This window comes from Kitasatospora humi, assembly GCF_020907985.1.
Lineage (GTDB): Bacteria > Actinomycetota > Actinomycetes > Streptomycetales > Streptomycetaceae > Kitasatospora > Kitasatospora humi.
Map to the genome: position 1 here is coordinate 114,569 of NZ_JAJJPA010000011.1, position 23,621 is coordinate 138,189.

The window sequence follows — 23,621 nt, forward strand, 5'->3', positions numbered from 1 at the left end:
ACGCCCAACGCATGCGCACCACGTGGATCCGGCCATGAGCACAGCAGGGCACGGGCATGAGCGCAGCCGATCAGGACACCGTCGATCAGGACTGGGACGAAGGCAATCCCGAACGTCTCTACGTGATCGCACGAGGCCGCAGCCCGCTGGCCGCACACACCACCTTCGACCTGGTCACCCTGATCATCTCCCGCTCCCAGCCCACCCCCACGATGCAGCCCGAGCACGCGGCGATCCTGCGCATCTGCGGCTCGCCGCTCTCCGTGGCCGAGGTCTCCGCCTACCTGCGCCTGCCGGCGAGCCTGGTCACCGTGCTGCTGGCGGACCTGCACGCCGAGAAGCGGATCGAGGTCCGCGCGCCCATCCCGAAGGCGGCCCTTCCCGCCCGTTCCCTGTTGGAGGCAGTGATCCATGGACTTCAGCGGCTCTGAGTCGGTACCGGGGCCGCAGGAGGAGGACTTGCTCCCGGCCTCGGTCGCCACGGCGGTCAAGGTCGTGATCGTGGGCGGCTTCGGCGTCGGCAAGACGACCCTGGTCGGCTCCGTGAGCGAGATCCGGCCGCTGACCACCGAGGAGACGATGACGCAGGCCGGTGCGGGTGTCGACGACACAGCCGGCATCGAGCGCAAGAGCTTCACCACGGTCGCGATGGACTTCGGCAGGATCAGCATCAGCGACGAACTCGTGCTCTACGTGTTCGGCACCCCTGGACAGGAGCGGTTCTGGTTCCTGTGGAACGGGCTGTTCGAGGGGGCCCTCGGCGCGGTCGTGCTCGTGGACACCCGCAGGCTGGAGGTCAGCTTCGACGTGCTCGGCCGGCTGGAGGACCGCGGCGTGCCGTTCGTCGTCGCGACCAACGCCTTCCCGGGGTCCCCCGACCACCCCACCGAGGAACTGCGGGCCGCCCTCGACCTGCCCGCCGAAGTCCCGATCGTGAGGTGCGACGCGCGCAGCCGAGAGTCCAGCCGCGACGTCCTGATGGCCCTGATGCGCTACCTGTACGACCTGTCCGCCCAGCCCGTGTGACGCCCGCCGACCGAGCCGGCGACGGTCGTCGTCCATCGTCGCCCCACCCGTCCGCATCCCCCTGTTCGGGCGAACCGCCCCTGCCGACCCGGAGAATCCGTGACCACCCAGCTTCCTGAGGACCCCTTTCCCACCCCGCCGCCCGGGTGCCCCGCCCACGCACGCCCTGACGGACTCCGGCGCCTCCACGGACCGGAAGCCGAGGCCGACCCGGCAGGCCTGTACGAGAAGCTGCGCGCCGAACACGGCGAAGTGGCACCCGTGCTGCTGCCCGACGACCTCCAGGCATGGCTGGTCCTCGGCCACTCCGCCAACCTCACCGCGATGCGGACCCCCTCCCGGTTCTCCCGGGACTCCCGCCGTTGGACCGCCTTCCGCAGCGGCCTGGTCGCGCCGGACTCTCCGGTGATGCCGGTGGTCGCCTGGCAGCCGATCTGCGTGTTCGCGGACGGCGAGGAGCACCGCCGGCTGCGAGCGGCGGTCACCGACGCACTGAACCGCTTCGACCGACGCGGGATCCGACGCTACGTCACCCGCTTCGCCGGCCAGTTGATCGAAGAGTTCAGCCAGGTCGGCCACGCCGATCTGGTCACCCAGTACGCCGAGCACCTGCCGATGCTGGTGATGACGCAACTGCTGGGGATGCCCGAAGAGTACGGGCCGCGGCTGGTCGAAGCCGCCCGCGACCTGCTCAAGGGCACCGAGACGGCCGTCGCCAGCAACGAACACGTCGTGACCATCCTGCGCCGGACGATCGACCGCAAACGGGACCTGCCCGGCCACGACCTGGTGACCTGGCTGCTCCACCACGAAGCCGGCCTCACGGACGACGAGGTGCTCGAGCACCTGCGGACGGTCCTGCTCGCCGCGAACGAGACGACCGTCAACCTGATCTCCGACACCCTGAAGGTCGTGCTCACCGACCGCCGCTTCCGCGCCCATCTGTCGGGCGGGCAGATGACCCTCCCCGACGTCCTGGACCAAGTCCTCTGGGACTCCCCACCGTTCCTGCTGATGGCAGGTCGCTGGGCCACCGGCGACACCGAACTCGGCGGCCAGCAGATCAAGGAGGGCGACATGCTCCTGCTCGGTCTGGCGGCCGGGAACGTCGACCCGGCAGTCCGACCCGATCCCTCGAAGCCGCTCCTCGGCAACCGCGCGCACCTGTCCTTCGGCAGCGGCCCGCACGAGTGCCCCGGCCAGGACATCGGCAGGGCCATCGCCGAGACCGGCGTCGACAGCCTGCTCGCCCGCCTGCCGGATATCCAACTTGCCATCCCTGAGAACGAGTTGACCTGGACATCGTCCTGGATGAGCCGCCACCTGGTCGCCCTCCCGGTGCGGTTCACCCCGCAGCGCGGCACCGCGTCGCCGGTCACCACGCCGGGCGCGCCCAGCGTCCGGCCGACGGCACCGTCCGCACCGCCCACCACCCGGCCGTCCGCACCGGAGCCCGGGGGCGAGCCCCCTGCCGTCCCCCGGCAGCGGACCGGTTGGTGGGCCACCCGGATCAGCAGGTTCCGGCGCGGTGGAGGTGCGTCCGCTCGGCGGTAGGGGGAAGAACCCGCCTGCCGGCCCGCGCCCCCGGCGACCGGACCGGCAGGCGATGCCCGTGGCGCCGCGGGGAGCCGATGACGGCCCGGCACCGCCGGTTCCCTGATCGGCGTCGCCGCCCGCTCGACGACCCGGGAGCAGGCTCGGCCCGGAGCGGACTCGCACCCACGCGGTGAGGAGCCGGGCGGCCTCACTGTGACCGGACCGTCAGGCCGGCCACTGCTCCGCAGGGACCCGTGATCGCCTGGCCGTGTTGGTCACCGGCTCCGCAGGGACTGGCGATCGCCCGGCCGTGCGTCGGAGCGCCGCGCCTGCGGGTGCGGTTCGGCGCGCCGCCGGCCGTCCCGCCGGGTCGAAGATCCGACTCCGCTCCGAGGCGGTCGCGTGCCGGTACCGTTGGGCGTCCGCTGATCTTCGGTGTCCGGGTAGCGCCGGCGCTACCATCCGGGTATGGGCGAGTCGGCCGGTCACGGCGCGCCGTGGGGCAGTTGTCCGCGGTGCGGGCAGGCCCTGGTCCGCGACTGGCTGCCGCTGCAGGCTGGACCGGAGCTGGGGATCGCCATGCAGGGGCCGCCGGTCTGCCCGAGTTGCACGGCCGAGGAGGTCGAGGAGTACCTGGTCGTCTGGGAGCCGTCGCAGGGCGAGGGCGAGGACGAGCACGAGCGCGAGGACGAGTGGGACGGCTGACCTTCCGGTCGTCCGGATCGGCACGGTCGAGCCCGTCAACCGCACCTGTTGGACGAGTGGGCCCATCGAGGTCCGCGAGGGGGAGTGCGCGAGGTCTGGGCAGGGGTGGAGTGAGGTCTCTTCAGCGTTGGGCGAGCGGGCCACCGAGCTGATCAGGTGTCAGACTGGACGGCAGAACCCGTCGAACGTGTGGACATAGGAGACCTGGGGATGGCTTCTGACGAGTCGTCGGCGTTGCTGCCGGTCGAGCTGGACGCAGTGCCCGAGACCGCGCTGTGGACGCTCTACCAGCGTGCCGTGGAGGCCCGGCGGTCGGATGCGCTGCTGGATGACCCCAAGGCTGTGGAGCTGGTGGACCGGATCGACTACCCGTTCGCCGAGAAGTTCGGCACCAGTGACCTCCAGGCGCAGATGCAGGCGGTGCGGGTGGCCTGCTTCGACCGGGAGATCGCGGACTTCCTGGCCCGGGAGCCTCGGGGCACCGTGGTCTGCCTGGGGGAGGGACTCGAGACCCACTACTGGCGGATTGACAACGGGCGCGCCCAGTGGCTGACCGTGGACCTGCCCGAGATGGTGGCCCTGCGTGAGCGCCTGCTCCCGCCCGGGCCGCGCCAGCGCTACCTGGCCGCCGACGCCACCGACCTGGCCACCTGGGCCGACCAGGTGGACCGCGGCCAGGAGGTTTTGGTGACGGCGCAGGGCTTGCTGATGTACCTCCCGCCGGCTCAGGTGCGGGCCTTGATCGCCGGCTGCGCCGAGCGGTTCCCGGGCGGCTCGCTGGTGCTGGATGCGGTGCCGCGTTGGTTCAGTCGCCTCACCGTGCGCGGAAAGCTGCGCAGCCGGGGCTACCGGGTGCCGCCGATGCCGTGGGGGATGGATGCGGGCGAGCGGGGCAAGCTGCGCACCGCCAGTCCCGCGGTGGTCGGGGTGCGGGGCGTGCGGCCGGTCGGTGGCCGAGGGATCTTCGGTTCCCTGCTGCCGCTGGCCCTGACCGTGCCGCCGCTCGCCGCCCGGCTGCCCTCGGTCACCGTACTCGACTTCGCCGAGCGGCCGGGCGGCGAGGAGCCGCAGCAGCAGGCGAACGGGCGGGACGCCGCGCACGCATAGGGCCGGATGCATACCGGCCGGCCCGGCCGCCTTTCTGCGCGCACCGCACACGAGGAGGCCGCGCGGAGCGGGCGCCTGATCACCCGAGCCTTTCCTCGCCGACGCATGTGCGGGGACGAATGCGGCGACGTGTGCACGGCCGCAGGGCGGTCGCCACCGGGGCACGGGGCGCCGCCGGCCCGGCTCGTGAGCGTGCCGCAGCGATGGATCAGGAGGAGCACGCCGTCGATCGCCTCGTCCTGCCAGGACCACCTGGGAGATTCACCCGGACGGCCCACTGTCCGTGCGTGCGGTCCGGGGGCTGCCTACGGTCGTGTGAGGGCAGGAGGCTCAGGATGCCCCTGTCGCGAGTAGGAAGCGCAGGCTTGCGCGGCAACCACAACTGGAGGTGGTGGATATGGCCACCGCATCTGAGACCCCCGTCCTCGACACCCTCCTCGCCATGACCGCCGACTCGATCGAGCGGTGCGGCCTGGCCCCCGACACGCTGGTCCTCGCCCGCATCGCGGCACTGGCGGCGATGGACGCCCCGGCCGTGTCGTACCTCGCGCACCTCGGACCGGCGGTGCGGGAGCACATGACCGCGAGCCAGTTGCAGGACGTGCTCGTCGCGATCGCGCCGATCGTCGGCACCGCCCGGGTGATGTCGGCGGCGACCCACATCACCGAGGCGCTCGGGGTCGCCATCGCCGTGACGGACGCCGAGGCCGGGAGCTCGGGCGGCTTGTAGCCGCCCTGGTCCGGTGCCTTCGTGCGCCCGCGCCGGCACCCGGCGCGAGCGCACGCACCCGTGTGGTCAACCGGCTGGGCGGTAGGTGCCGGGGGCGAGGTAGACGGAGAAGCGCGAGGCGTCGCCGCCCCGGTAGGACAGGAAGTTCTGGGTCAGCGACTGGGTCAGCGGCCGGTCGGCGAGGTCGTCCAGCAGTCGGACGTAGCCGTCGGCCGCCGGGGAGCCCTCGGCGCGCAGGAAGGCGGCGACCCGGTCGCGGGCGGCCGCGTCGTGGTCGTGCACGGGGATCAGCGGGACGTAGATCGTCGCGCTCGGGAGGTCGTGCCGGGTGTCGAGGGTGAAGGTGGTGACCGGCGGTTTGCGCTGCCAGGCGGCGGCGTCGTGCGGACCGTTGATCTGCTGCAGTGCTCGGGCGAACAGACCGGGGACGTGGTCGCGGGCTACCGCCGCCTTGGCGTCGATCTCAGACGCGCTCACCCCGGAGTGCGCCAGGTACAGCTGCACTCTGAACTCCTCGTCGCCCACCAGGTCCAGGGCGAGGGCGACCGGCTCGTGGCCCGGGTCGAAACGGCCGCCCAGGTGGTCGACGAGGGCGCGCCAAGGGCGTTCCAGGCCGAGGCGGAGCATGGCCTGCTCGGTGCGTGCGGCGGACTGCTCCCGGCCGGCCACCGCCGGGTTGACGAAGGCCTTGTACGCGGGTGGCGCGTCGGGCTGCCAAGCCACGGCGTGGGCGAAGGTGAAGAACCCCTGCGGGTCGTCCTCGGTGAAGAGGTCCTCGACGGCGAGCAGCCGGTCGATCGAGACGCCCGGCCGACCGGCGAGCCGCCGGGTGAAGGCCATCGCGTCGCGCATCCGGCTCATGGCGGTGCCGTCGCCGGGTGGCTCGATGGAGAGGCGGACGGCAGCGGTGGCGTCGTGCCAGGCGATCGACGGCTCGAAGGGCATGCCGTCGATGGAGACCCAGCAGGCGCGTTCCGGCGGCACGCCGACCGGGAGGCGCCCCCAGGGTTCGGTCAGGTCCTGGAGCAGGGCGAGGATCGACTCGCGGCTCTCGCCGGTGAGCCCGAGGCTCTGGTGGGCGCGCCAGACCCGGTCGCAGGCGACCTCGGCGAAGGTGTCGGTCAGCCGGTAGCGGGTGGAGTCGAAGCGTAACGGGCGTCCGATCATCTCGGGGATCACGCCGGTATCGGCGCTGAAGACGGCGGCTGCGGTGCCCGCCTCGAGGCTCTGGGGCTCCATCGGGTCTCCGTGAGGTGTGTGGGGCGAGTGGGTCGGCCGAAGCGTGCGCGATCATCTCATCGGCGGCCGGTCCTGGTTCGTGCTTTGCCGAAAGGTCGATTACCTGAGTGACCGTCAGGTACGTGTTTCGGCCAAGCTGTTGCTCGAACGTAGCCGAATCGTCGCGTGCCCGGGCCTGCGCCGGGCGCGCAAGGTGCGGCTGGCGGAACGCGGTGGAGGCACGTCCCAGCCGCGCACACCTGGGGTGTTGCCCAGAGTCGCCACTCGAAGACGATCTGTGTGCGAGAAGTGCCGAAACCATGACCGCGCCCGAATGGATGGCGGCGATCTTTGGCATGATCCTGATTAGTCTTCGCGATCACCTGCCCGCCAGGCCGTCCGGTGTCCTGCCATGAGCCCTCGGCCGCCGGGCTGCCGTTGCCGCGTCCCGCAACGTCCGCGCAGAGGAGTTCTTGACCCGTGTCCGCCCAGCGCCCCTCTCAGCATCCACTTCCACCGGTCCGCGGTCCGCTCGGTGAGACCCTGCCGGAGGCATTCCGCCGCCAGGTCGAACGCACGCCCGACGCGACCGCGCTGGTCAGTGACGGCACAAGCCTGACGTACCGTCAGCTTGATGCCAGAGCTGAGGCGTTGGCCCACCGCCTGGTGGCCGCGGGAGCTGGCCCGGAGTCGGTCGTCGCGGTCCTGCTGGAGCGCTCGGCCGAGTTGGTGGTGGCGCTGCTCGCGGTCGCCAGGTCGGGCGGCTGCTACCTGCCGCTGGATCCGCGCCAGCCCGCCGCCCGGCTGGCCTGGCTGCTGGAGCAGACCGGTGCCCGGCTGCTGCTGGCCGCCGAGCCGCACCCGGCGGCCCAGGTCGGCCCCGGCCTGCCGGCGATCCCGGTGCCGCCCGTCGAGACCGAGCCGGAGGAACCGCCCACTGCCCTCGACGTGCCCGTCAGGCCGGGCCAGTTGGCGTACATCATGTTCACCTCCGGTTCGACCGGCACCCCCAAGGGAGTGGCGGTCACCCATGAGAACGTGGTCGGCCTGGCGCAGGACCCGTCGTTCCACGGTGGCGCCCACCGCCGCGTCCTGCTGCACTCGCCGCACGCCTTCGACGCCTCGACGTACGAGCTGTGGGTGCCACTGCTGTCCGGTGGGACCGTGGTGGTCGCACCCGAGGGCGAGCTGGACGCGGCTGCCGTGGCCGATGCCGTCAGCGGCGCGGGTGTCACCGCACTCTGGGTGACGGCCGGGCTGTTCGCCGTCCTGGCGGAGGAGGACCCGGGCTGCTTCACCGGCCTGCGCGAGGTGTGGACCGGCGGGGACGAAGTCCCGCCCGCCGCCGTACGCCGCGTGCTTGCGGCCTGCCCCGGAACGGCGGTCGGCAACGGCTACGGTCCCACCGAGACCACCACGTTCGCCACCTGCCACCGGATGGCCGACGCCGACCGGATCGGCACCCGGGTGCCGATCGGCACCGCCATGGCCGGGATGCGCACGGCCGTCCTCGACCGACGCCTGCGCCCCGTCGCGCCGGGCGAGGTCGGCGAACTCCACGTCGGCGGTTCGGGCCTGGCCCGGGGCTACTGGGGGCGGCCCGGCCTGACCGCCGAGCGGTTCGTCGCCGACCCCTACGGCGAGCCCGGCGCGCGGCTGTTCCGCACCGGCGACCTGGTGCGCCAAACCCCTTGCGGGGACTTGGAGTTCGTCGGCCGCGCCGACGACCAGGTGAAGATCCGCGGATTCCGGGTGGAACCCGGCGAGGTGGCGGCCGTGCTCGGCGGGCATCCCGAGGTGGCCCAGGCCGCCGTGGTGGTTGGCGCCGACCGCGCGGGGCAGAAACGGCTGCTCGCCTACGTGGTGCCGGCCGATCAGGGCCGTGCCCAGGAGCCCACCGACTCCGTGGCCGAATGGCAGGGGATCTACGACACCCTCTACCAGGGCGCCGCCGAGGCACGGCTCGGCGAGGACTTCTCGGGCTGGAACAGCAGTTACGACGGCGGGCCCATCCCGCCGGACCAGATGCACGAGTGGCGGGAGGCCACCGTGGCCCGGATCCGCGAGCTGCGCCCGCGCCGGGTGCTGGAGATCGGCGTCGGAACCGGCCTGCTGCTGGCCCGGCTGGCCCGGGACTGCGAGGCCTACTGGGGCACCGACCTCTCCGGTCGGGTCGTCGAGGCACTGGGAGCGCTGGTGGCCCGCGACCCGGCGTTGGCCGGGCGGGTCGAGCTGCGCGCCCTCGCCGCCCACCGGACGGCCGAGCTGCCGCGCGACTACTTCGACACCGTCGTCATCAACTCGGTCACGCAGTACTTCCCGGACGGCCGCTACCTCGCCGAGGTGCTGGCCGGCGCGGTCGAGCTGCTGGTCCCCGGCGGCGCCCTCTTCGTCGGAGACGTACGGCAGTTGCGGCTGCTGCGCGCCTTCCACACCGACGTCCGGCTGCGTCGCCCGGAACTGCCGGCCGACCGCGCGGCGATCCGGGCGGCCGTCGAGCGTAACCTGGTGCGCGAGAAGGAGTTGCTGGTCGACCCGGCCTTCTTCACCGAGCTGGCGCACACCCTGCCCGAGGTCGAGGGCAGCGAGGTGCGGGTCAAGCGCGGTCGATGCGTCAACGAGCTGACCCGCTACCGCTATGACGCGGTGCTCCGCAAGAAGGGGGCGGTGCCCGAAACCGCCCTGCCGGTCCGGGAACTGGTGTGGGGGCAGGACCTCAGCAGTCCCGCTGAGCTGACCGGCCGCCTCGGCCGCGCCGAAGAGCTGCGGGTCGTCGGGGTGCCGGACGAGCGACTGCGGCCGGTCATCCGGGCGTTGCGCGCGCTGGCGGACGAACAGTCCGACGGGGTACCGGTGTTGGGCGCCCGGGACGACGCCGAGGTCGACCAGGTGGAGGAGTTCCACCGGGTGGCCGAGAAACTGGGCCTGCGGGCCTCCATCTGCTGGTCGGCCACGGGCCCGGACACCCTTGAGGTCACCCTGACCGGCCGTCGTCCGGGCACCTGGGCCGATGCACCACGGCCGACCGGGGCGCCGATCAGCTCGCTGGTCAACGCCCCGGCGAGCGCCCGGGACACCGGCGCGCTGCTGTCCTCGATCCGCGCCTACCTGCGCGACCGGCTGCCGGAGTACCTGCTGCCCGCCACGACGGTGGTCCTGGAGGCGCTGCCGCTGACGCCCAACGGCAAGGTGGACCGCCGGCGCCTGCCCGAGCCGGACGCCGGCGCCACCAGGAACGGGCGGGCCCCGCGCGACCCGATGGAACGGCTGCTCTGCGAGCTCTACGCCGACATCCTGGGCACCGGCGAGATCGGCATCGACGACAGCTTCTTCGCGCTCGGTGGCCACTCCCTCTCCGCCACCAGGCTCAGCACCCGGCTGCGGTCGGCCCTCGGGGTGGAGCTGCCGGTGCGCAGCGTCTTCGAGACGCCCACCGTGGCCGGACTGGCCGAGGCGGTGCGCCAGGCGGTGGTGGGGGACCGGCCGGCGCTGACGGCCGGAGCACGGCCCACGCCGGTGCCGCTCTCCTTCGCCCAGCGGCGGCTGTGGTTCCTCGACCAACTGCACACGGCGGGCGCCGGCTACCACGTGCCGCTGGTGCTCGACTTGGCGGGTGCCGTGGACCGGGCGGCCCTGGAGGCAGCGCTGGCCGACCTGCTGGCCCGTCACGAGAGCCTGCGGACCGTCTTCCCCGCAGCCGCGGGCATCCCCCGTCAGCACGTGCTGGACCCTGCCGCGGCCCGGCTGCGGCTCGAGTGCACCGAGGTGGCCGCCGAAGCGTCGGCGGCGGCGGTCGCGGCGGCGGTCACGCTGCCCTTCGAGCTCGATCGGGAGCCGCCCATCCGGGCCCATCTGCTGCGCACCGCTCCCGAGCGGCACACCCTGGTCCTGGTGGTGCATCACATCGCCTGTGACGGCTGGTCATTGGCGCCGCTCTGGCGCGACCTCGCCGCGGCCTACGCCGCGCGCCGCAGGGGCCGCGCGCCGCAACTCGAGCCGCTGCCCGTCCAGTACGCCGACTACACCCTCTGGCAGCGGCGGCTGCTGGGCGACGAGGACGACCCGCGCAGCCGGGCCGCCCGGCAACTCGGCTACTGGCGGCGCACCCTGGCAGGCCTGCCCGAGCGGCTGGAACTGCCCACCGACCGGCCCAGGCCGGCGGTGGCCGGCCAGCGCGGCGACACCGTGCGCTTCACGCTGGACCAGGAACTGCACCGGCGGATCACCGAGTTGGCCGAACAGGTCGGAGCCAGCCCGTTCATGGTGCTGCACGCCGCGCTCGCGGCCCTGCTCACCAAGCTCGGCGCCGGCAGCGACATCGTGATCGGCACCCCGGTCGCTGGACGCACCGACCACGCGCTCGACGAGCTGGTCGGGTTCTTCGTCAACACGCTGGTGCTGCGCACCGACACCGCCGGCAACCCGTCCTTCCGCGAACTGCTGGCCCGGGTCCGGGAGGGCGACCTGGCCGCCTACGCTCACCAGGACGTGCCGTTCGAACAGCTGGTGGACGCCCTCGCTCCGGCCCGCGGCCTGGCCCACCACCCGCTGTTCCAGGTGTTGTTGGCCCTGCAGAACGCTCCGCAGGCCACCCCGCGGCTGCCCGGCCTGACCGTCACCCAGCGGGAGGTGGGCACCGGTGCCAGCCGGTTCGACCTCTCGATCAGCCTCCAGGAGCAGTTCGGCCCCGACCGGCGGCCCCAGGGCATGGCCGGAGTGGCCGAGTACCGCACCGACCTCTTCGACCGCGCCGGCATCCGACTCCTGCTGCAGCGGTTCACCCACCTGCTGGCGGCGGTGACCGCCGACCCGGGGCGGCGCCTCGGCAACCTCGACGTGGTGCTGCCCGAGGAGCGCGAGCGGCTGCTGGCGCACAGCGGGGACGGCGGTCCGGACGTGCCGCGCCGAACCCTCCCCGAGCTGTTCGAGGCCCAGGTCCGGCGCACCCCGCACGCCACCGCGCTGATCCACGACGACGGGACGGGCGCCGTCAGCCGGCTCAGCTACCGCGAACTGGACCTGCGCTCCAACCGGCTCGCCCGCCGGCTGATCGGCCACGGTGTCGGCCCGGAACGGTTCGTGGGCATCGCGCTGCCCCGGGGCGTCGACGCGGTCGTCGCCACCCTGGCCGTGCTGAAAGCGGGCGGGGCGTACGTGCCGCTGGACGCCGACTATCCGGCGGCGCGGCTGGAGTCGATGGCCGAGGACGTCCGCCCCACGGTGCTGCTGACCGACTCCGCCACCGTGCTGCCGCTGACCGGAACGCCGCGGATCGTCCTCGACTCGGCCCACAACCGGCGCTCGGTGGCCGACCGGCCGCAGACCCGGGTCACCGACGCCGACCGGATCGAGCCGCTGACCTGTGATCACCCCGCGTACGTGGTCTACACCTCCGGCTCCACCGGGCGTCCCAAGGGCGTGGTGGTGACGCATTCGGGCTTCGCCGGGGTGGCGGAGGCGCAGCTGCGGCGGTTCGGGGTGACCGGGTCCAGCCGGATCCTGCAGTTCGCCTCGCACAGCTTCGACGGAGCGGTCTGGGAGCTGTGGGGCGCGCTGCTCACCGGAGCGACGCTGGTGATGGCACCCGCCGAGACCACCGCTCCCGGGCCGGCGCTGACCGCTCTGGTGGAGCGGCACCGGATCAGCCACGCCACCCTGCCGACGGCCGCGTTGAGCGCGTTGGAGCCGCAGCAGCTGCCCTCGCTCACCTCGATGATCGCCTCCGGTGAGGCGCTCCCGGGCGAGACGGTGCGCCGCTGGTCGGCCGGTCGGCGCTTCCTCAACGGCTACGGCCCGACCGAGACCACCGTCTGCGCCACCCTCAGCGCCCCACTCGCCGGCAGCGCCACGCCACCGATCGGCCGGGCCACCGTCAACGCCCGGGTCTACGTGCTCGACCGCGACCTGACCCTGGTACCGCCCGGGGTGATCGGCGAACTGCACGTCGCCGGCGCCGGGGTGGCGCGCGGCTACCTGTGCCGACCCGGTCTCACCGCCGACCGTTTCGTGGCCGACCCCTTCGGCCCGCCGGGCAGCCGGATGTACCGGACCGGTGACCTGGTCCGCTGGAACGACGACGGTCAGCTGCAGTTCGTCGGCCGTGCCGACGGCCAGGTGAAGATCCGGGGCTTCCGGATCGAGACCGGCGAGGTGGAGGCCGCGCTCAGCGGTCTCCCCGGCGTGGCGCAGGCGGTCGTCGTCCCCAAGGAGGACCGGCACGGCGGCAGTTACCTGGCCGCGTACGCGGTGCCGGCCGATGGCGAGGTGCCGCCGGACGGCCGGGAGCTGCGCGGCCGACTGGCCGGTCTGCTGCCGCAGTACCTGGTCCCGGCCGCGGTGCTGGTGGTGGACGCACTGCCGGTGACGGTGACCGGCAAGGTCGACCGGGCCGCGCTGCCGGAGCCCGATTTCGCGGCGCTGTCGGCGGGCCGGGCACCGCGCAGTCCGCGCGAGCAGATCCTCTGCGAGCTGTTCGCCGAGGTCCTGGGCGTCCCCAGGGTGAGCATCGACGACGGTTTCTTCGCCCTCGGCGGCAACTCGCTGCTGGTGCCCAGGGTGATCAGCGGCATCCGGCGCCGACTGGGCGTCGCTCCGGCAGTGCGCACGCTCTTCGAGCACCAGTCGGTGGCCGCGCTGCTGGCCGCACTCGACGGCTCGCCCGGGGCCGGCCCCGCGGCCGGCCCGACGCCCGCCCGGCTCGCGGCGGACTCCGTGCTGGACCCGGGGATCACCGTCACCCCGCGGCCGACCGCGGCGGGCAGCGGGGTGGACGGTCGGCCCGGCCGGCTGTCCGCGTCCCCCGCCCGGGAGAGCCTGCTGCTGACCGGTGCGACCGGCTTCCTCGGTGCCTTCCTGCTGCGCGAGTTGCTCGACCGCACCGACGCGGACGTCCACTGCCTGGTGCGGGCCGAGGACGAGGAGCAGGCCCACCGGCGGATCCGCCGCAGCCTGAGCGGCTACGGGCTGTGGAACGAGTTCTCCCGCCGCCGGATCGTGGCCGTGCCGGGCGACCTGGAGCAGCCGCTGCTGGGGCTGACCCCCGAGCGGTTCGAGCGGCTCGCCGCACGGCTGGACGCCGTCTACCACGATGGCGCGCGGGTCAGCGCGGTCGACCCCTACCAGCTGCTGCGGGCGGCCAATGTGTCGGGAACCCAGGAGGTGCTGCGCCTGGCCGCGCTGGCCGGCGGTGTGCCGGTGCACCACGTCTCCACGGCCGCCGTCGCCGTCCGCGCCGACGAACGGGACGGCACCGTGCCCGAGTCCCGCCGGCTGGGCGCGCGGGAGGTGATGGCGGGTGGCTACCCCGCCAGCAAGTGGGCGGCCGAGGAGCTGGTGTGGGCGGCCGGCGGGCGCGGCATCCCGGTCGGCGTCTACCGGTTGGGCCGGGTGAGCGGGAGCACCGTGACCGGTGCGGGCTCCACCCGGGACGTGTTCTGGCAGTTGGTGCGTGCCATGCTGGTGGTCGGCGCGGCCCCGCGTCCCGCCCGGGACACCGCCCAGCTCGTCGACCTGGTGCCCGTCGACTACGCCGCCTCCGCCATCGTCCGGCTCTCCCGGCGCCCCGGCAGCGCGGGCCTGGCCCACCACCTGGTCTGCCCCACCCCGCTGCCGGTCGCGGACGTACTGGACCAACTGCGCTCGTACGGCTACAAGTTGGCGCACACTGGGCTGGACGACTGGACCCGTGCCGTGCACGAACGCGCGGAGGCGGAGGCCGGCACGCTGGACGGAGCCGTCCTGCTCACCGACGTCCTGCCCGAGCTGGACCGGCTCGGGCGGATCCGGTTCGAGCGGACCAACACCCTGGCCGGGCTCGCCGGTTCGGGTCTGGAGTTCCCGCCGCTGGACGGCGCGCTGCTGCGCGCCTACATCGACTCCTTCATCAGCTCGGGCTTCTTCCCGCCACCGCCCGCCGAGCACTGAGCCCGGCCGGTACCCGCAGACCCCGGCGTTTCCCTCAACTCCCGCCAATCCTCGGAAGGAAGACCCGTGAGCAATTCCTGGGGCGACACCGACGGCACCTTCCTGGTGCTGGTCAACGACGAGGAGCAGCACTCCCTGTGGCCGGCCTTCACCGCGGTCCCGGCCGGCTGGCGCACGGTGTACGGACCGTCCACCCACGACCAGTGCCTGGCGTACGTCGACGAGAACTGGACCGACCTGCGGCCCAAGAGCCTCGCCGACCACCACACCCAACTCTCGGAGGCGCGTTCGGCATGAGTGACCAGACCATGGACCACACCACCCCTCCCGGCTACCCCTTCAACGAGGCCGAGGCACTGGAACTCGACCCGCTCTACCAGCAGTTGCGCGCCGAGCAGCCCGTCCTGCGGGTCTCCTGCCCCTACGGCGAGGACGCCTGGCTGGTCACCAACCACGCCGACATGAAGACGATCCTCGGTGATCCCCGGTTCAGCCGAGCGGCTGCCGCCCAGCACGACGAGTCGCGGCTGACCCCGCTGCCGATCAACACCAGCATCCTGGGCATGGACTCGCACGACCACGCCCGGCTGCGGCGGCTGCTCTCCAAGGTGTTCACCATGCGCCGGGTGGAGCTGCTGCGCCCGAAGATCGAGCGGGAGGCCGACCGGCTGGTCGACGCCCTGGTCGCGGCGGGCGAACCCGGCGATCTGATGGAGGGCTTCGCGGTGCCGTTCGCGGGCACCGTCATCTGCGACCTGCTCGGCGTGCCGTTCGAGGACCGCGAGGAGTTCCGCGGCTGGCTGGACGCCTTCTCCGCGACCACGGTGATGTCCGAGGACGAGATCGAGGCGGACACCCAGCGGCTGTACGACTACATCGGCAAGCTGATGGTCAGCCGTCGGCAGGAGCCGCAGGACGACCTGATCAGCGCCATGGTCAAGGCCAGCGACGAGGAGGACAAGCTCTCCGAGCAGGAGCTGATCGAGCTGGCCAGCGTGCTGCTGATCGCCGGCCACGAGACGGTCTCCTCCCAACTGATCGACTCGCTCTACGTGCTGCTGACCCACCCCGACCAGCTCGGACTGCTCCAGCGGCAGCCCGACCTGCTGCCGGGGGCCGTCGAGGAGCTGATGCGGTACGTACCGCTCATCTCCCACGTCACCTTCGCCCGCTACGCCACCGAGGACGTCGAACTGAGCGGCACGCTGGTCCGCGCCGGCGAATCCGTCCTGCCCGCGATCCCTTCGGCCAACCGGGACGAGGCGGTATTCCAGGACGCCGACCGGTTCGACGTGACGCGTGAGCACAATCCGCACCTTGGTTTCGGCTACGGAATCCACCGCTGCCTCGGCGCGCCGCTCGCGCGACTGGAAATGCAGGTGGCGCTGGAAACACTGCTCACCCGCCTTCCCGACATGCGGTGCGCGATTCCGCTGGAATCACTGGAATGGAAGGACGGAATGCAGGTCCGCAGCCTCCTGCAATTGCCGGTCCAGTGGTGATGTCCGCCATTTCCGGTCCGGGGGCGACGTCGCCGGACTGAGACGGCGAGCCGCCGCACGGACGCCCGTCGGGTGCCCGCGCGGCGGCTCGCCGTCGCGCTCCGGTCCGGTCTCCGGTCCGGTCAGGCCAGGCGCCAGCCCGGGTCGGTGGGGCTGCTCTCCCCGGTGGCGGCGGCATCACGGCTGACCACCGGGGAGAGCACGGCATCGATCGCCGTCAGCACCCCGGTGTCCAGCTGGACGTCAACGGCCCTGGCGTTGTCCGTGATCTGCTCCGGCCGGGAGGCGCCGATCACGGCGGCCGACACATTGGGGTGCCGGAGCACCCAGGCGAGCGCCAGCTGGGCGGTGCTCAGACCGAGGTCCGCGGCGATCGGACCCAACTGCCGCACCCTGCCGAGGACGTCATCGGTCAGCCAGCCGGCCAGCAGGTCCGAGCCGTCGTTGGAGTCGGTGGCCCGAGAACCCTCGGGCCACTGCCCGCCCGGCAGGTACTTGCCGGTCAACACCCCCTGGGCCAGCGGCGACCAGACCAGCTGCCCGATGCCGAGCTCCTCGCAGACCGGCATCACCTCGGCCTCGGGAACCCGCCACAGCGCCGAGTACTGCGCCTGGTTGGAGACCAGCGGGATCCTCAGCTCGCGGGCGAGCGCGTGCCCGCGCCGGAGCTGGTCGGCGGTCCACTCGGAGACCCCGATGTAGTGCGCCTTCCCCTGGTGCACCACGTCGGCCAAGGCCTCCATGGTCTCTTCCAGCGGGGTGGAGACGTCGAACCGATGGGCCTGGTAGACGTCTACGTAGTCCATGCCCAGCCGGCGCAGGGAGCCGTCGATGGACTCCCGGATGTGCTTGCGGGACAGCCCGAGGTCGTTGCGGCCCGGCCCGCTGGGCGCGAAGACCTTGGTGAGGACCTCCAGCCCTTCCCGGCGTTCACCCTTCAGCGCCCGGCCCAGTGATTCCTCGGCCAGGGTGCCGGCATAGACGTCGGCGGTGTCGAAGGTGGTGATTCCGGCATCGAGGGCGGCCCGCACGCAAGCGAGCTCCGTTTCCTCATTCCGGGACGAGCTCCGGGTCAACCAGTTTCCGTACGCGAGTCGACTCACGATCAGGCCGCTACGGCCGAGATGACGGAAATTCATGTCACCACGCTACCAATGCGAATCGACCGGCGGGTGCGCTTCGCAGAACAACCGGGAATGCGCACGACACCATTGCGGGCAGGCGGCTTTGGTGCTCGGTTCCGCTTCTCCCCTCCCGACCGACCGGTGCTCGCGGCGGCAAGCCGCGCAGCTCCGGCCACCGGGTGCCGCTGGGCTTGCTCCCAGCGGGGTCTGCGGTTCGCCGCCCCGGTGACCGGCCGCCGCGGCGAACCCTACGGACGGCCGCCGAGCAGCAGCTGCTCCAGCGCGGCCCGGGCGCGGGCGTCCGAGCGGGCCCGGGCCGTGACGGCCGCCGCCAGCTCGCGGGTCCACTCGTCCAGCGGCACCGGCCGCCGCGACAGCACCACCCCGCGCACCACCCGGCACACCTCGCCCGCCGCCCGCCCCTGGACCACGCTCAGGGTCAGCCGCTGCTCGTCCATGGAGACCTCCAGCCGCTCGATCCGGCCGGGCCGGCCGGCCATCCGGTCGGCAAGGCTGCGTCGGCGCTCCACGGCCACGGCGTCCGCGGGCAGCGCGTCCGCGAGCGCCCCGGTCAGCACCTGGGTGTACACCTCCAGGTCGGTGGCATCCCGCCGGAGGGCGGCCGCGAGCAGGTCGATCGAATCCGAGTCCTCCGGGACCGGCTCGAGCTCGCCGTGGTCGGTCATCTCGCTCCTTGGTGCGATCGCGCGGGCCGGCGGGGCACGTTGAGCCCCGCCGGCCCCGCGCAGGTTCTCAGGGCCTGGGCGGGGCGCGCCAGCCCCGCCCCCGCGCAGCTTAGGGCCTGGGTGGACGGGCCGCCCCCGCGCAGCTTAGGGCCTGCCGGGCGGCCGGTGGACCGCCGGGGCACGACCCGCGGCCGACGGCGCTAGCGGTCCAGGCTCAGCACCATGGTCGGCCGCTCGATCTCATGGTCCTCGCGCAGCGGGCGCACCGCCGTGCCGATGGCGAAGAACTCGGTGGTGTGGCCGCCCCAGCGGTGGTTGTTGGCGTTGAGCTGCACGCCGACGATGCCCTCGGCCTGCAGTTCCTCGGCCTCGGCCTGCATCCGGGCCATGGCCAGCTCGCGGGCGTCGTACAGCGCCTGGGTGAACTGCTCGATCTCCACGTTCTTGCCGATGTTGGAGAAGACCGAGCCCAGCTTCTGGTGCGCGATGTGGTAGACGCAGCTGCCCATCGTCATGCCGAGCGGCGCGTAGCCGGCCCGGATGAGCGTCCAGAAGTCCTGGCCGGACAGGTCGGAGGTGAACGGCTGACCCTTGTTGTTGCGCCAGCCGGTACCGCCGGGCGCGGGCCGGTCGGCCTTCACGGCGGTGCCGATGGCGATGAACTCGGCGATGTCCGAGCCGAACTCCCGTGCCTCCACGCTCAGCCGGACGCCCACGATGCCGTCCGCGCCCAGCGCCGCGGCCTCGGCCTCCATCCGGGTCATCGCCAACTCCCGGGCGTGGTACATGGCCTGGCTGAGCGTCTCCAGCTCCTGGTTCTTGCCCCAGCGGCCGAGCTGGATCCCCACGTGGTAGATCGAGCTGCCCAGGACCAGCCCGATCGGCTGGAAACCGGCCTCCCGGACCAGCAGGAACTCGTTGACCGACAGGTCACTGGTGAAGATCGAGCCGGGCTTGCCGGGCTGCAGCTCGGCAAGCCGGCGCATCGCGTCGGCCGGCACCCCCTGCGCGGTGGGATCGAAAGTGCTCATCTGGTCCGTTCTCCGGGTGAGTGCTGATGACGTCCGTCTGACGAAGCGGGGGCGGTGGCCTAGCGGCGGGCTGCCTGGGCCAGCCGGCGGCGCAGCCGGTCGCCGCCGTCGTTCAGCGGCATGACCGTGAGGGTGCGCGGCTCGGCCGGGGCGGTGGCGAAACGGGCGACGGCCGTACCGAGCAGGGTGCTCTCCGCGATGTGGTCGGTCTGCTCGTTGTTCTGGCTGCTGCTGATGCAGCGCTCCTCCCAGACGCGCAGGTCGCTGTCGGCCAGGATCACGCCGTCCCCGCCGTGCTCGGCGCCCTGCCGGGCCAACTGGGTCCGGGCGTCGGCACGGACCCGTTGGACCAGCGCCGACCAGCCGTCCATCTCCTGATTGGACCAGGAGTAGGTCTGCCGCCGGGTCCGGTAGTCGTCGTGGCGCACCCCGATGGACATCCCGACCAGCAGCTCCACCGGCACCCAGCCGGCCGTGACCAGCTTGGCGAAGCCCTGGCCGTCCAGGTGCGAGGTGAACGGCCGGCGCGGTCGCACCGGCCCGGCCGCCCGGACCGCGGTGCCGATCACCTTGAACTCCAGGCAGTTCGGCGCGGACGGGAAAGGAGCCATCGTCAGCTGCGCCGCCACCACCCCGTCGCCACCCAGCGCGGCGCACTCGGCGCTCATCCGGCCGAGTGCGGCGCGCCGTGCCGAGTCCAGCACCCGCACCAGCGCGGCGGAGGGCGCACCGCTGCCCGACAGCGCGACGCCGGCGGGGCCGTACCCGCCGCCCGTCCGGCCGGCGCCGCCGTACTGGCAGGCGTGGTAGCCCCAGTACCGGCCGCTGCGGCCGACGTGGTAGACCGCCGACCCCATCACCTGGCCGACCGGCTCGAACCCGACCGACCTGATCGCGGCGAACTCGCCGGTCGACAGGGCCGACGACCAGGTGCCGCCGGTCCGGCCGTCGGCGACTCGTGCCGCGGCCACCGGAGGCAGCCCGGTACCGGTCCACGACTGCGTCATGCGTCCCCCGTTCAGCCGGCCGACCCGGCACCGATGTCCGACACCGCACCATACGCGCAGCGGCTCGGGCCGCAACAGCAGGGTGGAGGTTGTCGGCCTCGACGGGCTCAGTGGTCGTCGGCAGCGCCGGCACCTCCGGCCGCCCGGGCGGCTGACGAGGCCGTCCGGGCGCGGCGGAGTGCCGGAGGCGGCCCGGACGACTGCTCCGGGCCGCCGGGATTCGACTCACCGGGCACCGAGCCACCGGGCGTCGAGCCAGAAGGCGTCGAGCCCAAGTCGGCCTGGCGGCCCGTCAGTAGCCGATGCTCACCCCCCGCACGGTGTGCACGTCCGTGTAGCCGCCGGTGGCCGCGGAGAACCCGGTCAGCACGTTGGCCGGCAGGGCGACCGGGGTGTCGATGACCTGCTTGCCGTCGATCGCCACCTGCAGGTGGCCCGCCGGGGTGGCGGTCACGTCGACGGTGTGGGTGCCCTGCCGCAGCGGCGGCACGGTGGTCGAGGTGGCCGCGTACTGCAGGCGGTTGTTGACCGCGCCGGTGGCGACCGCGACGAAGTTGTTCGACGGGTCGCCGGTGTGCTTGATGGTGTCCAGCACCACGGCCACACCGGGCAGTCCGGCGTATCCCATGCCGCCGCCGGAGCCGCCGAGCGCGGTCGGTCCGGCCTTGGCCGCGTCGAGCAGGACGAAGGCCAGGCCGTCGGCGCCGGTGCCGTTGCCGATCTGCGCGGTGAAGTGGGCCCGCAGGTTGGCGGAGGCGACCGGGGTGGCGGGGAACGCACTGCCGGCCTGGTTGGCCACCGCCTGGGTCAGCACCAGGTCGGTGCCGGACATCGCGGCCGAGCCGTTGTGGCTCCAGCCGTCCGGGCCGGGCGGGGCCACGGCGTAGCCGTTGGCCTGGATGTGCACGTCGCGGACGGTGTGGAGGTCGTCGAGCCCGCCGGTGCCGCCGGTGAAGGCGACCAGGGCGGCCGGCGGCAGCGTCGGCACGGCGGCGTCGAGCACCCGCACCCCGTCGATCGACGCGGTGACGGTGGTGCCGCTGACCGATACGGACACGGCGTGCGGGCCGGACCGCAGGTTCGGCACGTTGGTCGCGGTCTGCACGAAGGCGGTGCCGCCCTTGACCGTGATCGCCATGTAGTTGTCGGACGGCGCACCGGTGGCCTTGAAGGTGTCCAGGGTCACCGCCACCCCGGTCAGGCTCTGGTAGCCGAGCCCGCCGCCGTTCCAGCCGAGCGACGTGGGCGTGTCGACGGCCGGGTCGAGCAGCGCGAAGGTCTGGCCGTCGGCGCCGTTGCCGCCGCCGATCACCGAGGTGAAGTCGGCGGTCAGCCCGTCGGTCAGCACCGGCGTCGGGTAGACCGCGGAGCCGGCCTGGTGGGTCACGGCCTGGGTGAGTTGCAGGTCGGTGCCGGACAGTGCCGCCGAGCCGTTGAGCTGCCAGCCGCCCGCGCCCGGCGCGGGCACGGTCACCGGGGTGGAGGTGGTCGGCGCGGTGGCGGTCGCGGTCAGCGTCACCGGTTGCGGGCCACGCCCGTCGTCGGAGGTGATCTGGTAGGTCCCGGTGACGGTGCCGACCGCCGTCGGCGTGACGCTGACGGTCTGGTGGATCACCTGGCCGGGGCCCAGCTGCTGGCCCTCCGCCACCGGCTTGATCGCCGCGAACGGGGCGGCCGGCGGGGCGGCCTTGGTGATGGTCAGCGGGATGTTGCCGGTGTTGCTGATGTCGAAGGAGCGCAGGGCGGTCTGGCCCACCAGCGTCGAGCCGAAGTCGGTGCCGGCCGGGGTGAGGCTGAGCACGGCCTGGCCGACCACCGCGCTGCCGGTGAGGGTCAGCGCGGCCGTGCCGCTCTGGGTGGTGATGGAGAGCGTGCCGGTGTCGCTCCGGGCGGCGGTCGGTGCGTAGGTCACCTGGACGATGAGCGACTGCTTGGGCTGCAGCACGGTGCCGGCCGGCGGCAGATCGCCGGTCTGGAACGGCGAGGCGGGCGCGGCGGTGGCGGAGACCGTCTCCGCGGTGCTGCCGGTGTTGGTGAAGCTCACGCCCAGCGTCTTGGTGAGGCTGGTGGGAAGTTCGCCGAAGTCCAACGAGGGCGGGCTGACCGTCAGTCCGGGGTGCAGGCCGTAACCGCTCAGACCGACGCTGAGCGTGCCGGCGTCGGTGCCGAGGGTCAGTTGGCCGATCGCTCCGGCGGGGTCGGTCGGGGTGAACGAGACCGGCACGCTGATGGACTGACCCGACGTCAGGGTCACTGGCAGGGTGGGGTTGTGCGGCGTGCCGAACGGTGCGTCGGCACTCAGCGCCGAGATGGTGACGTTCCGGGTGGCGGTGACGGTCACCGTGCCGTTCGCAGTGCTGCCCAACGGCACGTCACCGAAGTCCACGGCGGTGCCGCTCAGCGCGGCGCCGGACGGGCGGCCGAAGGCGAGCAGGTGGCCGTCCCGGGTGCCGACGAAGACCCGCCCGTTGTCGGTGGCGGGCACGCCGAACTTCGAGGCCGTGCCGATCGGCGCGGAGTAGCGCAGGTTCAGCACGCCGTTGACCGGCACCGCGTCGTAGGCGCGCAGTTGGCCGTCGGCCCCGTTGGCGCCGTCGCTGTACTCCACCCAGACCAGGGCGCTCGCCGGGTCACTCCCGTTGGAGGTGACGATCGGCGAGCCCGAGGAGTAGCCGAAGGTGCCGCTGCTGGTGCCGGTACTGGTCAGCGCGGGTTGGCCGGAGCCCGTGGTGCCGTAGGCGAGGGCCCGCAGCGGGGCGTTGCTGCCGACCGTGTAGACGAACGGGCTGGTGCCGCCGAAGGCCGCCGGATGGCCCCAGACGCCCTCGAACGGCCCACTGGTGCCCAGCACCGCGTCGCTGCCGTTCGGGCCCTGCGAGCGGCCGCCGAGGTGGTCGCGGTCCAGCAGGAAGATCCGGCCGTCCTTGCCGACCGTCACCATCAGGTGCGGATGGGCGCTGGTGCCGAACGCCGGGCTCGGCAGGCCGATCGGTCCGCCGGAGCCGAAGTCGGTGTCGTTCTGGTCCAGCACACTGGCGTTGGACGGGCTGAAGAAGTCCTGTGCGGACATCGAGCCGTCGCCGTTGACGCCGACCCGGACCAGCGACTCGGCGAGCTGGCCGGGCGGGCTGGTGCCCGGGCCGGGCGCGGGGGAGACGCCGTTGCCGGTGGTCACGAAGATCCGTCCGGCGCCGTCCGAGACCGGGCCGCCGCCGCTCTGCCAGATGCCGGCCTTGGCGCTGGACGAGGCGTCCTCGGTGGCCCACAGGCTGATCGCGCGGCTGGTGGTGTTGATGCCGGCCAGGTAGCCGACGTAGTTGCCCAGGTCGCAGTGCGAGCCGAAGGCCACGTAGAGCGAGCCGCCCATCAGCAGCAGGCCCGGGCGCTGCATCGCGTAGAGCGGGTCGAAGGTCCGGCCCGGGTTGTTGACCGGCGAACCCTGCACCGTCACGGGCCAGCCCGGGCGCTCTGCGCCGGTGGCCGCGTCCATGGCGTGCACGTACCAGTGCGGGTGCGAGCTGTCCGGGCCGTCGTCGACCTTGGCGGCCAGGTAGACGGTGTTGGTCGTCCTGTCGACCACCGGGGTGCCGGTCACGCCGATGTCGGGGGTCAGGTCGCCGCAGCCGAGCACCGAGGCGGGCCAGGGCGAGCCCAGGTCGCGGGACCAGTCCGTGGCGCCGGTGGCGGCCGCGATGCCGTACACCTTGTCGTTCTCGGTGGCGACCACCACGGTGCCGCCGGAGACCACGGGTTGGGCGTAGACCTGGCCGTCCACGGCGGTGGAGAACTGCCGGCCGAAGTCCGAGCCGGCCACCTGTGAGGGAGCCAGGCCGGGCTCGTCGGCATCCCAGCCGGTCCGCAGGGCGTCTTGCGAAACGGTGGTCTCGTCGGCCACCGCCGGTGTCGCCAGCGGCAGTTGACCCGATGACAGGGCTATGCCGAAGAGGAGCGAGCCGGCCAGTAAGGCGCGCAGCGGGCGGCGTGCTCTCGGACGGGAGAGCGGTGTGGGCATGGGTGTCCCTTCTG

Annotated in this window: 15 protein-coding genes; 9 read left to right on the forward strand and 6 right to left on the reverse strand. The window is 73.0% G+C overall.

Going from position 1 to position 23,621, the window contains the following annotated elements:
• Positions 1-56 precede the first annotated feature (56 nt).
• The 6 genes from LN042_RS13970 to LN042_RS13995 all read left to right on the forward strand — a co-directional run bounded on the left by LN042_RS13970 (position 57) and on the right by LN042_RS13995 (position 5,104).
• The gene (locus LN042_RS13970) at positions 57-431 is read left to right on the forward strand and encodes a DUF742 domain-containing protein (protein ID WP_230051504.1); all 375 of its coding nucleotides are present in this window, start codon (positions 57-59) and stop codon (positions 429-431) included.
• The gene (locus tag LN042_RS13975; protein WP_230051505.1) at positions 412-1,026 is read left to right on the forward strand and encodes a GTP-binding protein; all 615 of its coding nucleotides are present in this window, start codon (positions 412-414) and stop codon (positions 1,024-1,026) included. Before LN042_RS13970 ends, LN042_RS13975 begins: the two co-directional genes overlap by 20 nt.
• A gap of 99 nt (positions 1,027-1,125) precedes the next feature.
• The gene (locus tag LN042_RS13980; RefSeq protein WP_230051506.1) at positions 1,126-2,580 is read left to right on the forward strand and encodes a cytochrome P450; all 1,455 of its coding nucleotides are present in this window, start codon (positions 1,126-1,128) and stop codon (positions 2,578-2,580) included.
• A 450-nt stretch (positions 2,581-3,030) separates the two neighbouring features.
• Complete coding sequence (locus LN042_RS13985; RefSeq protein WP_230051507.1) at positions 3,031-3,267, forward strand: hypothetical protein; 237 nt, start codon at positions 3,031-3,033, stop codon at positions 3,265-3,267.
• A 210-nt stretch (positions 3,268-3,477) separates the two neighbouring features.
• On the forward strand, positions 3,478-4,374 hold the full coding sequence (locus tag LN042_RS13990; RefSeq protein ID WP_230051508.1) for a class I SAM-dependent methyltransferase: 897 nt from the start codon (positions 3,478-3,480) through the stop codon (positions 4,372-4,374).
• A gap of 397 nt (positions 4,375-4,771) precedes the next feature.
• Entirely contained in the window at positions 4,772-5,104 is a 333-nt protein-coding gene (locus tag LN042_RS13995) for a carboxymuconolactone decarboxylase family protein (protein WP_230051509.1), read from the forward strand.
• A 66-nt stretch (positions 5,105-5,170) separates the two neighbouring features.
• On the opposite strand, the gene LN042_RS14000 is transcribed toward LN042_RS13995, so the two are convergent.
• Positions 5,171-6,343: a tryptophan dimethylallyltransferase family protein gene (locus LN042_RS14000; protein WP_230051510.1), complete on the reverse strand. Its 1,173-nt coding sequence runs from the start codon at positions 6,341-6,343 to the stop codon at positions 5,171-5,173.
• A gap of 459 nt (positions 6,344-6,802) precedes the next feature.
• Here LN042_RS14000 and LN042_RS14005 point away from each other — a divergent pair, with 459 nt between their 5' ends.
• The 3 genes from LN042_RS14005 (at position 6,803) to LN042_RS14015 (ending at position 15,747) form a co-directional block, all read left to right on the forward strand.
• Positions 6,803-14,245 (forward strand): non-ribosomal peptide synthetase, encoded by a 7,443-nt coding sequence (locus tag LN042_RS14005; protein ID WP_230051511.1) that lies wholly within the window; start codon positions 6,803-6,805, stop codon positions 14,243-14,245.
• Between the two features lie 66 nt (positions 14,246-14,311).
• On the forward strand, positions 14,312-14,542 hold the full coding sequence (locus tag LN042_RS14010; protein WP_230051512.1) for an MbtH family protein: 231 nt from the start codon (positions 14,312-14,314) through the stop codon (positions 14,540-14,542).
• Complete coding sequence (locus tag LN042_RS14015) at positions 14,539-15,747, forward strand: cytochrome P450 (RefSeq protein ID WP_230051513.1); 1,209 nt, start codon at positions 14,539-14,541, stop codon at positions 15,745-15,747. The genes LN042_RS14010 and LN042_RS14015 overlap by 4 nt, the downstream gene beginning before the upstream one ends.
• 122 nt (positions 15,748-15,869) lie before the next feature.
• Here the strand turns inward: LN042_RS14015 and LN042_RS14020 are convergent, their stop codons facing one another.
• The 5 genes from LN042_RS14020 to LN042_RS14040 all read right to left on the reverse strand — a co-directional run bounded on the left by LN042_RS14020 (position 15,870) and on the right by LN042_RS14040 (position 23,607).
• The gene (locus tag LN042_RS14020; protein WP_230051514.1) at positions 15,870-16,886 is read right to left on the reverse strand and encodes an aldo/keto reductase family protein; all 1,017 of its coding nucleotides are present in this window, start codon (positions 16,884-16,886) and stop codon (positions 15,870-15,872) included.
• A gap of 233 nt (positions 16,887-17,119) precedes the next feature.
• Complete coding sequence (locus tag LN042_RS14025; protein WP_230051515.1) at positions 17,120-17,557, reverse strand: hypothetical protein; 438 nt, start codon at positions 17,555-17,557, stop codon at positions 17,120-17,122.
• Positions 17,558-17,757: 200 nt separating this feature from the next.
• Complete coding sequence (locus tag LN042_RS14030; protein ID WP_230051516.1) at positions 17,758-18,588, reverse strand: heavy metal-binding domain-containing protein; 831 nt, start codon at positions 18,586-18,588, stop codon at positions 17,758-17,760.
• A 59-nt stretch (positions 18,589-18,647) separates the two neighbouring features.
• The gene (locus LN042_RS14035) at positions 18,648-19,595 is read right to left on the reverse strand and encodes a heavy metal-binding domain-containing protein (RefSeq protein ID WP_230051517.1); all 948 of its coding nucleotides are present in this window, start codon (positions 19,593-19,595) and stop codon (positions 18,648-18,650) included.
• Positions 19,596-19,887: 292 nt separating this feature from the next.
• Positions 19,888-23,607, reverse strand: coding sequence for a choice-of-anchor D domain-containing protein (locus tag LN042_RS14040; RefSeq protein WP_230051518.1), 3,720 nt, complete (start codon positions 23,605-23,607; stop codon positions 19,888-19,890).
• Positions 23,608-23,621: the final 14 nt, after the last annotated feature.